The organism is Wolbachia endosymbiont (group A) of Sympetrum striolatum (assembly GCF_947250715.1).
Classification (GTDB): Bacteria; Pseudomonadota; Alphaproteobacteria; order Rickettsiales; family Anaplasmataceae; genus Wolbachia.
In genome coordinates, this window is record NZ_OX366342.1 from 341,541 (window position 1) to 353,635 (window position 12,095).

The 12,095-nt window shown below is 35.9% G+C and carries 12 protein-coding genes and 1 pseudogene; 10 read left to right on the forward strand and 3 right to left on the reverse strand.

The features are described from left to right. Window positions 1–43 precede the first annotated feature (43 nt). From OOK87_RS01675 to fumC, 9 genes are all read left to right on the forward strand, one after another. Complete coding sequence (locus tag OOK87_RS01675) at window positions 44–265, forward strand: hypothetical protein (protein ID WP_264687876.1); 222 nt, start codon at window positions 44–46, stop codon at window positions 263–265. Beyond that, window positions 246–557 (forward strand): type II toxin-antitoxin system RelE family toxin, encoded by a 312-nt coding sequence (locus OOK87_RS01680; RefSeq protein ID WP_264687877.1) that lies wholly within the window; start codon window positions 246–248, stop codon window positions 555–557. The genes OOK87_RS01675 and OOK87_RS01680 overlap by 20 nt, the downstream gene beginning before the upstream one ends. Window positions 558–699: 142 nt before the next feature. Beyond that, window positions 700–978 carry a YggT family protein gene (locus tag OOK87_RS01685; protein ID WP_006279515.1) on the forward strand — a complete coding sequence of 93 codons (279 nt, stop codon included), beginning with the start codon at window positions 700–702 and terminating at the stop codon, window positions 976–978. Next, window positions 979–3,102: an FtsK/SpoIIIE family DNA translocase gene (locus OOK87_RS01690; RefSeq protein ID WP_264687878.1), complete on the forward strand. Its 2,124-nt coding sequence runs from the start codon at window positions 979–981 to the stop codon at window positions 3,100–3,102. Between the two features lie 154 nt (window positions 3,103–3,256). Beyond that, window positions 3,257–3,781: a GAS domain-containing protein gene (locus tag OOK87_RS01695; protein ID WP_253309908.1), complete on the forward strand. Its 525-nt coding sequence runs from the start codon at window positions 3,257–3,259 to the stop codon at window positions 3,779–3,781. 196 nt (window positions 3,782–3,977) lie between these two features. Next, complete coding sequence (locus tag OOK87_RS01700) at window positions 3,978–4,598, forward strand: TRP75-related protein (protein WP_253309909.1); 621 nt, start codon at window positions 3,978–3,980, stop codon at window positions 4,596–4,598. Window positions 4,599–4,623: 25 nt separating this feature from the next. Next, the gene (gene ispG / locus OOK87_RS01705) at window positions 4,624–5,904 is read left to right on the forward strand and encodes a flavodoxin-dependent (E)-4-hydroxy-3-methylbut-2-enyl-diphosphate synthase (protein ID WP_264687879.1); all 1,281 of its coding nucleotides are present in this window, start codon (window positions 4,624–4,626) and stop codon (window positions 5,902–5,904) included. Between the two features lie 111 nt (window positions 5,905–6,015). After that, on the forward strand, window positions 6,016–6,357 hold the full coding sequence (locus OOK87_RS01710; protein ID WP_264687880.1) for a hypothetical protein: 342 nt from the start codon (window positions 6,016–6,018) through the stop codon (window positions 6,355–6,357). Between the two features lie 342 nt (window positions 6,358–6,699). Continuing rightward, window positions 6,700–8,094, forward strand: a complete 1,395-nt coding sequence (gene fumC, locus OOK87_RS01715; RefSeq protein ID WP_253309912.1) for a class II fumarate hydratase — start codon at window positions 6,700–6,702, stop codon at window positions 8,092–8,094. Between the two features lie 81 nt (window positions 8,095–8,175). On the opposite strand, the pseudogene OOK87_RS01720 reads toward fumC, so the two are convergent. Continuing rightward, window positions 8,176–8,467: pseudogene (locus OOK87_RS01720) on the reverse strand (IS4-like element ISWosp8 family transposase); the annotation flags it as partial. 697 nt (window positions 8,468–9,164) lie between these two features. Next, window positions 9,165–10,301: a cysteine desulfurase family protein gene (locus OOK87_RS01725; RefSeq protein ID WP_253309913.1), complete on the reverse strand. Its 1,137-nt coding sequence runs from the start codon at window positions 10,299–10,301 to the stop codon at window positions 9,165–9,167. A gap of 155 nt (window positions 10,302–10,456) precedes the next feature. Here OOK87_RS01725 and OOK87_RS01730 point away from each other — a divergent pair, with 155 nt between their 5' ends. Beyond that, window positions 10,457–11,155 carry an alpha/beta hydrolase gene (locus OOK87_RS01730; protein WP_264687881.1) on the forward strand — a complete coding sequence of 233 codons (699 nt, stop codon included), beginning with the start codon at window positions 10,457–10,459 and terminating at the stop codon, window positions 11,153–11,155. A gap of 246 nt (window positions 11,156–11,401) precedes the next feature. Here the strand turns inward: OOK87_RS01730 and OOK87_RS01740 are convergent, their stop codons facing one another. Next, window positions 11,402–12,076, reverse strand: coding sequence for an ABC transporter ATP-binding protein (locus OOK87_RS01740; protein ID WP_253309781.1), 675 nt, complete (start codon window positions 12,074–12,076; stop codon window positions 11,402–11,404). Window positions 12,077–12,095 lie beyond the last annotated feature (19 nt).

Below are 12,095 nucleotides of genomic sequence, written 5' to 3' on the forward strand. Positions count from 1 at the left end.
AAATGTTGTAAAATAGTTGTGGTAGTAGGCTTCGGTAAAACTTATGGCAGATTCAGGAATTAGTATAACTTTTGACCCAAAAACTTCGCAGCATCTTGTTGAACTAGCTAGAGCCACTAAGCAGTCTGTTCAAAAATTAACAGAAAAGCTAGTCAAGGAAGCAATCGAACTTGAAGCGGAAGATATTGCATTTTCCAAAATTATTAGGGAGTTAAATGTTGATGATGCAGAAGAAGTAGAGGATAGTGAAGACATCTGGAAATAAGCGATACACCATTAAATATCTAAAGCATGTTCTTAAAAGAAATTTGCCTTTCTTGCCGAAAGATGTAAAGCCAAGTATTAAAGACGCAATAAAAAAGTATCTTGAGATTGATCCTATTGGTAACGGTGTGTTGCTACGCAAGAGATTAAAGGGACATAGAAGAATAAAAGTTGCTGATGATTACCGTATTGTCTATCGTGTAAATACTGCAAAACGTATAGTAATTATTGTTTCAATAGGACACAGGGACAATATTTACAAGCAGGCAATATTGGACCTACTGAAACATTAAATATATTTTATACAGCCCTCCTTCCTCCTACCTTAGGTGCAGCTCAAAAAATGAAGTTTTTTTTGGTTCAGCAAAAACAACATTTTGAGTTTGAAAAGGCTAAATACTTGTCTTTATTATAACTTTCGTGTAATAGATATGCATGCATCCAATTATATATCTACTCAACACGTTACTTGATCTTTATAGCTTCATTCTAATATGTTGGGTTGTCTTAAACTGGCTGGTTAAACTTAATATGGTGAACATATATAATGAAACTGTCAGTAGCATAATGCACATCTTGAACCAATTGACATATCCACCACTAAAGATTATTAGAAGATATATACCACCGTTCAATGGATTAGATTTATCTATAATGATATTGCTAATAACAATTCACTTTGTAAAATATACAGTAGCTTACTACTTTAGGTAGATGTTAAAAAAATATCTAAAATCAGCAATATATCTATCACTTTTAATATATGTATATATATCAGTTTTTAGCTACAACTATAAAGATCCTTCCTTAAACACGGCTACAAATAAGGAAGTGACAAATTTAGGTGGAATAGTAGGTTCATATTTAGCTGATATATTGGTTCAATTTCTTGGATTAACTAGTGTTACAATAGCTACAACCATAGTTTACTTGTTGATCTTCAGGCCAGCAAAAATACTGCTGAAAATTCTCTATTTAATATTAATCAATTTAGGGGTATGTGCTATATTACCACAACTTTCGCTAGGCATCACTGCAAGGTACAGACACAGTGGAATAATAGGGAATGCACTCGTTAATAACTGCCCATTTTATGTATTTGTGATAGTAACATCAATAGGTCTTGTAGGATCGGTTGGTTGGAAGAGAGCAATTTACTCTCTATTCTTCTTATGTAAAAAAATAGCTTGCTTATTTGTAAATGTTCCATTCTTCAGATCACATAAAACTGCTGAATATTCAGTTGCACCATTAGTAGTAGAAGAAAAACATAGAACTAAAATCACTACTAAACAACAACCAAAAGAAAGACAGAAAAAAGCTACCGAAGAAATTTTTAAACCTTCCAGTGAGTTCGAGTTTCCAAGCATTCATTTACTTTCTAAAGCAGAGGAGTCTTTGCAGAGAAAGCAGCTGAATGAAATGGAGAGCAATAAAAATTTATCTCTGCTGGAACAAGTCCTGAGTGATTTTGGCGTGCAAGGAAAAATTATCAGTGTATGCTATGGGCCGGTTGTGACTTTATACAAACTTGAACCACAAGCTGGTACGAAATCTGCAAGAGTAATTGGCCTTGCAGATGACATTGCACGTTCGATGAGTGCACTCTCTGCACGTATTTCAATAATTCGTGGGCAAAATGCTATGGGAATAGAGTTGCCGAACAAGGAACGAGAAATTGTAATGCTGCGTGATTTGCTTGAATCACAAGAATACCAGAATGCAAACTTAAATCTCCCAATTGCCCTTGGCAAAGAAATAAGTGGAAAACCAGTTATTGCAGATCTGACTAAAATGCCCCACTTGCTCGTTGCTGGAACCACAGGGTCGGGTAAATCAGTTGCGATTAACACTATGATTCTTTCGCTCGTTTATCGATTAAGTCCTGATGAATGTAAGATGATAATGATCGACCCAAAAATGCTTGAGCTTTCAATATATGATGCAATACCGCACCTAATGGCGCCAGTAGTAACAGAGCCAAAAAAGGCTGTTATCGCTCTTAAGTGGATAGTGAAAGAAATGGAAAATCGCTATCGCATGATGTCGTATTTAAATGTACGCAATGTAATAAACTATAACCAAAAAATCACAGAAGCGATGAATAGTGGAATAGAATTGGAGCGCGTTGTGCAGATTGGCTTTAACTCAACAACAGGCAAACCTTTGTTTGAAAAAATACCAATCAAGATGGAGACATTTCCGTATATTGTAGTGATCGTGGATGAAATGGCAGATTTGATGCTTGTTGCTGGCAAAGAGATAGAGTGCTCTATTCAACGTTTAGCTCAGATGGCTCGTGCTGCAGGAATACACATCATAATGGCAACACAACGCCCATCTGTGGATGTGATCACAGGTGTGATAAAGGCGAACTTTCCAACGAGAATCAGTTTTGCTGTTACTTCTAAGATAGATAGCCGTACAATACTTGGCGAACAAGGAGCTGAACAATTGCTCGGTATGGGTGATATGCTCTATATGGCCTCTGGTGGTAAGATCATTCGAGTTCACGGCCCATTTGTAAGTGATAATGAGGTGCAAGATATAGTTGATCATCTAAAAATGCAAGGTGAGCCAAATTATATGGAGGAAATCACCAAAGAAGATGAAAATTCTTCTGTGGAATCAGAAGGTGAAACAGAGGATGAAGAAAACGACCTCTACAATCAAGCAGTGGCCATCATTCAAAGAGATCAAAAAGTTTCAACCAGTTACATTCAGCGACAACTTAGAATAGGCTATAACAGAGCTGCAAATATTGTTGAAAGAATGGAAAAAGAAGGAATTGTCAGCTCTCCAAATTACTCAGGAAAGAGAGAGATATTGGTTGAATAGCAACCTTGTAATACATTAACTTAAGTTTTTGCACTTTCAAAAAGCAAGTAAAACAAAATTATTAAAAGATCAATACATAATGACAATTGATTTAATACTAATTTAAGTACTGAGAACGTACAATAGTAATATATTAATTAATTAGGGGGTAAAAATGTCAAATATTTTGAGTAATGCTTGGTATAGTTTGTCTGGCAATGACATAACAGACATAACAAAATTGCAGGAACAAGTAGAAGAACTAGAGAAGCTATTAGGAAACTTCAAAGGTTTGCCAGAACAAGTAACAGAACTGTCAGATAAATTCGGTGGTTTATCAGAAAGATTTACAGAGTTGTCAGGTAAATTTGACGGTTTGTCAACAGATCTATCAGATAAATTCAATGGTTTGCAAGAAAAGTTTACAGGCTTGCAAGAAAACTTCACAGGTTTAGAAGAAAAAGTGGAAACACTCACAGAAGCAGTAGCAGATCAAGAAAAAACACTACTAATTTGTGCCATAGTCAGTGCTGTTGCCGCAATAGCGATAACTTCTTTTGTTGCATTCTGTATCTATCAGGGAGTTAAGTGTGAAAGGGAGAAAGAAAAGAACTTGTCTAAAGATACACCAGACGCAAAACTTAATAATGTAGATGCTATCGATGGCAATGAAAAGAAGCATATGCAAATGCCAGACTAAGTTGCATAACACTCTTCTTGAGAAGGTGTTACGCAACTTGTAGCACCTTACTCTTCTCTTAGCATATGTAGGTTTTTGATAGTAAGTATATCACTTTTTAGAAAAATATTTGTATTGTAAAGTTAGTAAAGATTCTGGTTTACTTAAAGTTTGTTAATTGCTATCTTTTAAAACACGATATTTACTATAGCACCATATGCTTAGGGTTTTTTCTAAAGTTTTGTTTATATTAATGTTTTTGGTTTCTAGCTTTTTTACTGTGCATAGTGCTGAAGCTAAATCTAAGCTCAGTAAGAGATACATACCTCCTGGTAACCCTGGTGGTGCAAACTTTCATACAGATGAGGATTTTGCTGAGTCATATAAACTGTATGAGAAGCGTAGGGAATTGCTCAAGAAAAAAAAGTCACAAGATCGAGCTATAAATAAAGAAGATCTAATCAAAAAATTAAAAGAGAAAAAAATTGCTAGTCTTGATAATGAGCCAAATGACATGGAAGCGTGCATAGTCGACGATGAAGAGAGCGCTATGATAAATCAGCATGGTATTAATATCGCACGTTTAAAGGGTGCTGTATTTATAGATCAAGAGCCAGTTTCCCAGTATGAAAGCGAGCAGCATGAAAGTGAACAACAAGAAGGGAAGAAAGTTACTTCAACACGAGAAAAAAAAGTTTCTCCTATAAATGTCACTATAAAAGAAAATCCATCAAGAAAAACGTGCTCACATGATTCTATTGCTAATTTGGATAACGTAGATGCTTATAGTTTGAATGGTTCGAGTTCATTTGGCAGCGTAGCTGACACAGTAAAATAGTATCACAATATTGGCCATTAATAATATGCTAGATAAAGACCTGATATTGAATGATGATGCATATGAATTATTGCCGATTTCCAGGCACAAAACTCATGTTGTGGAAGTTGGAAAAGTAAAGATAGGTGGAAATAATCCTATAGTTGTACAATCTATGGCGCTTGGCGTGCATATAGATTCTGATAATATAAAAAGTAGCGCAAAACATTATGCAAAAGAGATAACAGAACTAGCGCGTACAGGTTCAGAATTGGTGCGAATTGCCTTGAATTCAGAGGAAGTAGCAAGGGCAATACCTTATATAGTAGAAGAGATAAATAAAGAAGGTTTTGACGGTAAAATATTGGTAGGCTGTGGTCAGTATGAGCTAGATAAATTAGTTCAAGATTATCCAGACAACATCAAAATGCTGGGTAAAATTAGGATAAACCCAGGCAATATAGGCTTTGGCGACAAACGTGATGAGAAGTTTGAAAGGGTTATAGAGTATGCAATAATGCACAATCTTCCGGTTAGAATTGGAGTAAATTGGGGTAGTCTTGATAAATACCTTTTGCAAAAATTGATGGATGAAAACTCTTCGCTTAGTAATTCAAGGCCTTCTGACGTTATACTGCGCAAAGCACTTGTAATGTCTGCTCTTGATAGTGCAAAAAAAGCTGAAGAAATTGGTCTAAATTCAAACAAAATAATCATTTCATGTAAAGTTAGCAAAGTACAAGATTTAATTTTAGTTTATATGGCACTTGCAAAATCTTCCAATTATGCACTACATTTGGGTTTAACTGAGGCTGGTATGGGCAATAAAGGTGTGGTAAATACCGCAGCAGGGCTTACTTATTTATTGCAAAATGGCATTGGAGATACAATACGGGCTTCTTTGACTCAACGTCCTGGTGAATCGCGTACTAATGAAGTGGTGGTGTGTCAGGAAATATTGCAGTCTATAGGCTTGCGACACTTTAACCCTCAGGTTAATTCATGTCCTGGTTGTGGGCGCACGAGTAGCGATCGTTTTCGTATATTAACTGAAGAGGTGAATGGCTATATAAAAACTCATATGCCGATGTGGAAGAAAAAAAATCCAGGTGTAGAGCATATGAGCATTGCTGTTATGGGATGCATAGTAAATGGTCCTGGAGAAAGCAAACACGCAAATTTGGGAATCAGCTTGCCTGGATATGGAGAAAAACCTGTTTCAGCAGTCTACAAAGACGGCAAATATTTCAAAACTTTACAAGGTGATAATGTCTCTGAAGAATTTAAGGTAATTATTGATAATTATGTGAAGGAGCATTACACGTAACCTTTCACGTTTAATTAATAGATAAATCGCAAATAAAAAAGAAAATTAAACCTTGTTTTTCTTTTTTCGCTATTAATATATTTATAACACAATTGAGTTTAAATAGTTGGTATGAAAAGCTTTTTACGAAATTTCTTGCACTATCTTCTGTCATCCCAGTGCCCTGACTACTTGGATCCATATCTTTTTTTCTCTGGTCACGCGCTACCCAGGACGTGGTGTACAAGAATCCTACTAACTTTACTATTAATTCTATTTCCACTTTTAGCATCATCTATAAGCATTGAGGACATCGAAGAAAATTGCGATTACGAATATTACCCTAAATTAGATTCTTCTTCTGCTGATGAGTTACACGTTATAAAGCGAAATTATTATAGATACGGTGAGGAATTAAAAATACTAGCAGATGAGAGGATAAAGGAGATCACTTTAGGCACTAGTGATAAATAATTGTAACCAGACTGCATTCTGTGATTTTTAGCAAAACACGATCTTTCATTTGAGCTTTCTTCAATTTAAAGTAAATACAGAAAACTGCTGCCTATAGCTGAACTGACCTTACCCAGAAAAAGTGGAGAGAAAGTTTGGAATGTTTTTTACAAAGAGAATAAACTATTTGCCATATTTTGAAAAAACGTTTTATTTTACTCCAAAAACGTCTTAACTTTCTCTCTACTTTTTCTGGGTAAGGTCACACTTGACTACTTGGATCTAGTATGATTTAATTAACCAAGAAGTAGACATGAAAAAATTATGTAGTGAACCAGTTTGCATGACGCTAAGAAGGAAAATATGGATAGAAAAACGAGAATAGAATCAGACAGCTTAGGGGAAGTAAAAGTACCAAGTGAACATTACTGGGGAGCGCAGACTCAACGTTCTTTAGAAAATTTTAAGATTGGCACAGAAAAAATGCCAGAGCCTCTGATTAAAGCATTAGCAATAGTAAAACTTGCAGCAGCACGTGTTAACATGAAGCAGGGTAGCATAGATAATAAGGTAGGGGACGCAATCTGCGCAGCCGCAAGGGAAGTAATAGATGGCAAATTTAATAATGAATTTCCGCTTGTTGTTTGGCAAACCGGATCCGGAACGCAGACTAATATGAATATGAATGAAGTGATCAGCAATCGCGCAATAGAGATTTTAGGTGGTAATTTGGGTAGTAAATCTCCGATACATCCAAACGACCATGTGAATTATGGTCAGTCATCAAATGACACCTTTCCAACAGCAATGCATATAGCAGCAGCAGAGCAAATAAACTGCTTGCTTATTCCAAATCTTGAAAAATTGCATAAAGTGCTGGATAATAAGGTTCAGGAATTTAAAAATATAATAAAAGTAGGACGTACTCACTTACAAGATGCAACGCCCCTAACACTGGGACAGGAGTTTTCTGGCTATGCAGCCCAGATTAAAAAGGGGATAGAGAGAGTAAAATTAACTTTAAGTGGTATATACGAGCTTGCACAAGGTGGCACTGCGGTTGGCACAGGACTCAATACTAAAAAGGGTTTTGCTGAAGGTTTTTCAAGCAAAGTTGCAGAAATTACTAATCTTCCATTTACTTCAGCAGGCAATAAATTTGAAGCGCTAGCAGCAAACGATGCTTTAGTTGAGCTCAGTGGAACACTCAATACAGTAGCAGTCAGTTTAATGAAAATTGCAAATGATATAAGGTTGCTTGGTTCTGGTCCAAGATGTGGAATTGGGGAAATAATGTTACCGGAAAATGAGCCTGGTTCTTCAATTATGCCAGGTAAAGTGAATCCAACTCAGTGTGAAGCAGTAACTATGGTGTGCACTCAAGTTATGGGAAATCATGTTGCTGTGACCATTAGTGGTTCAAACGGTCATTTTGAATTGAATGTGTTTAAGCCAGTGATAATTTACAATGTTTTGCAGTCTATAAGACTTTTAGCTGATGCAAGTTTAAATTTTACAGAAAAATGTGTAGTTGGTATTAAGGCAAATGAAGAGAGGATAAAAGATTTACTGAATCAGTCGTTAATGTTGGTCACTATATTAAATACGCATATAGGGTATGACAATGCAGCAAAAATAGCGAAGCTTGCTTATAAAGAAAATATCACTCTAAAAGAAGCAGCAGCAAAACTTCAACTGCTCACTGAGGAGGAGTTTGAAAGGATAGTGAAACCAGAAGAAATGGTGAATTATTTGTAACCGTTGGGAGTGTTAAATAAACCATACGCGTCAAGTTAAGAGGTATCCGTTCAGCCAATGGCGTCAACTTAAGAGCCTCCATTAGCAAACTCTCCTAAAAACATGATGGCGTTTGGGCTTATCTACCTTATTGTGGCTGCCCTGGTCGAATTTTAACTTTAGCACGCATGCTTAAAAAGGGCTTGAAAGTTTTTTGGTGCAATAAGTACTTGATAGAGTTTCTGCTCATTACACCAAACAAAACTGAAAAATTTAAACGATACTCAGTAATTTGATCTGGGTTCCAAGGCCCTTGTGCATCACACATATGAAGCGATAATATATTACACATAACTAAGTTCGCCCAAAATTCTTGTAATACAGCCTCTAGGTGTATGGTCCCATAATTCCTCCTTTGATGGTATTGTTTTCTCATATTTTATCATACCATCACACTCTGGGACTGTACACCAGGAATTATCCTATTGAATTCTATGATATTATTTTTGTAACATTGTCTAAAGTGCCCAGTGTCAAGCACTGGAATGACACCATTTCCGTGAATATTGCTCTTAATTTGTAACTAACCTAAGCCATAAATATTAAGAAATTTACCAAACGAAAAAAAAGGCAAAAGAAGCCCCATTGGTGACTAGTTATTTATATGTACTTCAAAATATTGGCGTTTTTTATTCTAAACGCTACGATTCAGCCGCTTTTAAATGCGATTAACCTAAATTATAAACGTTAAGAAATTTACTGAGCGGAAAAAAAGGCAAAAAAACCCCAGGGTAGCTAGTATTCAAATTCTCCCTTGTCTATTTGACGTCTTTTACTGTCTTAAACGCTTTATAAGCGCGTTTCAGCTTATATAGGTAGAAACCTAGAAGTTTTATAAAGACATGAGGTGCACATAGTGCAAAAATTAAGCATGATTTACGCCAAATACATTAAGTTTTTTGTCATTAATCCACTGCAGAGATTGCGAAGATAAATAAATAGCTTCACTGTTATGATAAGGGGGCTGGCGAAGGGTGTCAAGTAAGTTTTTACATCTAATTTATAGCTCCCTGCATGATACCACGTATTATCTATACCAAGGTGTTCTTCTTGTAGATATTATACCAACAATCCACTATTTTTTTTATGTCTTGTGGTTTAGTTTCTGGACCTATACTGATTCTAATTGAACACTCTGCTTGCTCTTTTGTTGCCCCCATTGCAAGCAAAACATGGGAAGGCTCAACTTTTCCAGAAGAACATGCAGAACCATTACTAACTGCAATATGATTCAAGTCAAAATGCATGAGCTGCACATCACTCTTTACTCCTGGCATATAAATAAAACTTGTGTTTGGCAGCCTCTTAGAGTTTTTACCGAAGATTCTTATATCACTGGCAAGATTTAATAATTCACACTCTAATTGATCACGTAGCTCCTTTACTTCATCCATTTTTAATAGAAGGTCTGGAATATTTTGCAGTGCAGCAGAAAGGCCTGCAATCGCAACAATATTTTCCGTACCACCACGAAATCCCTTCTCTTGTCCACCACCTATTATAATAGGTTCTATCGCAAGTTCTTTATTGAATATTAAAACTCCACTGCCTGCTACACCGCCAAATTTATGGGCGGATAAAGTGAGTAAATCCACTCCTAAATCTTCCATATTAACTTTAATTTTTCCAACACTTTGAGCAGTGTCAGTGTGGCAAATTGCTCCAAATTTGTGTGCTATTTCAGCTATTTCCTTAACAGGCTGAATAACTCCGGTTTCGTTATTTGCCATCATAACTGAAACTATTGCTTTGTTTCCTTTAAGTTCGCTTAGAATTTTTTCTAGCTCTAAAAAGTCAACAATGCCCTCCTGATTAACGGGTATTATATATGGATTACATGCAGAATTAAGAATTGAAGGATGCTCTATAGCTGAAATTACATGCAGATAGCCTGCTATTCCTCTCATAACAAGGTTATTCGCTTCAGTCGCACCAGACGTAAAAACTATTTCTTTATCACTTGGAACACCAAGAGCATCACGTATGTTATCTCTTGCATCCTGAAGAATCTTCCTCGCTTCTTGTCCTCTTTTATGTAGTGATGATGGATTGAGCGTTTGTTTTAACAAGACCTCAAATATACTTTTTTTTACATTCTCACTAATTGGAGCAGTTGCATTGTAATCAGCATATACGTAACCACTATTTTCTAAAGAGAATGGACTCATCTGTCACTTAAATAAGTTTACCATCAACTATAGCCATAACTATGTACGTTAGCTTTAACACGATAAAAAATTTATTGCAAAAACAGCGAAATTAATACATAATTAATAATTCATGTCATCAATACCTGTCAAGCAGGTTTTTATTAGGAGTTACCGTGGTAGAAGTTTTTTTGAATAATGCAACAAGAAAGATAGAAGGTGAATACCACCAAAGCAAAGATGCCAACGCGCCGGTTGTGCTGGTTTTACATCATCACCCTCAATATGGTGGTAATATGGGTAGTAAAATTGTACATGGTATATATACGTCTTTTATCGATAACAATTTTTCTGCATTGAAAATTAACTTTCGTGGTGTGGGAAAATCTACCGGAACTTTTGATAAGGGTATAGGAGAATTAACTGACGCTGCGGTAGCTATTGATTGGCTTCAGGAACATAATCCTAGCAACGTTCCAATTTGGATCGCTGGTTTTTCTTTTGGAGCATGGGTGGCTATGCAGCTAACAATGCGTCGCCCTGAGATAGTGGGTTTTATTGCTCTTTCTCTTCCGGTAACTAAGTACGATTTTTCTTTTCTTTCTCCCTGTCCAGTTTCTGGGCTTATAATACAAAGCAGTAACGATACAATCTCAGAAGAAAGCGATGTAACAGAATTAGCAAAAAGGTTAATAAATTCAGTAAAAAGTGATCACATGAAATACCATATAATAGACGATACTAATCACTTTCTAAGGGATAAAGAAGAGGAAGTGACTCAAATCGTAGATGGTTATATAAAACTGCGCTTAAACAGTGCAGCTATTTCTTCTCAAAAGGTCAAAAAAGAGGTAAGGGTAAAAGAATATGCCTAACCTTTACAAACAAGAGAAATGAGTGTAGTAATATAAATGAAAAGGTTTTGTTATGTTTAAAAAGCTATTATTTTTTGTTTTAGCTGTGTTTATGTTATCGGGGTGTTCCCTAAGTAAACAGCGTAAGTTAAAAAGTCCGTGTATAAAAAGCAATGAAAGCGTTTTATGCGAGTTGTACTCTGTTAATGATCATTGGTTAGATAAGTATAAGGCATAGGTAGTTTTAAATTGTGCTATTTTTCCTATTCACAACTTCACTAATGATCGATCTCTCAATTGGAAAATGCAGTCTGCCTTTTCTGCAAGGAGATGATTGTGCGTTACTATAAGCATAGAGCTGTTATTTTCCTTTACGTATGAATGTAGCAGTAAAAACACGTTAAAAGAATTTGTTGGATCTAAATTTCCTGTTGGCTCATCTGCAAGTAAAAGCTTTGGAGAATTTACAATGCTTCTTGCAATTGCAACTCTCTGCCTTTCCCCACCCGAAACTTCAGATACCATGCTACTTGCTTTGTTTTCCAGACCAAATTTTTCCAACATTGCTTGCGAATTTTTTTTTGCTTCAGCTTTGCTTTTTCCTGCAATAAGTTGAGGAAGCATAATATTTTCCAACACCGATAACTCTTGTAACAAATAGTGAAATTGATAAACAAAACTAAGAAAATTTCTTCTTACATGGGTTTTATGCTTATTATTGGCTTGTGTGCAATTTATTCCATCTATCGTAACTATACCTGAAGTTGGCTTGTCCAACAAGCCTGCGATTTGCAATATAGTTGTTTTTCCTGCACCTGAATTGCCAATCAGCGCTACTACTTGCCCTCTTGTGACACTTAGGTTGATGTCTTTTACAACAGCAGAATTGTCCTTGAAGCTTTTATCTACAGAAGTTAGTTCTAGAGCTACATTATCACCCATGTTTAAAAGACCCAGAAGG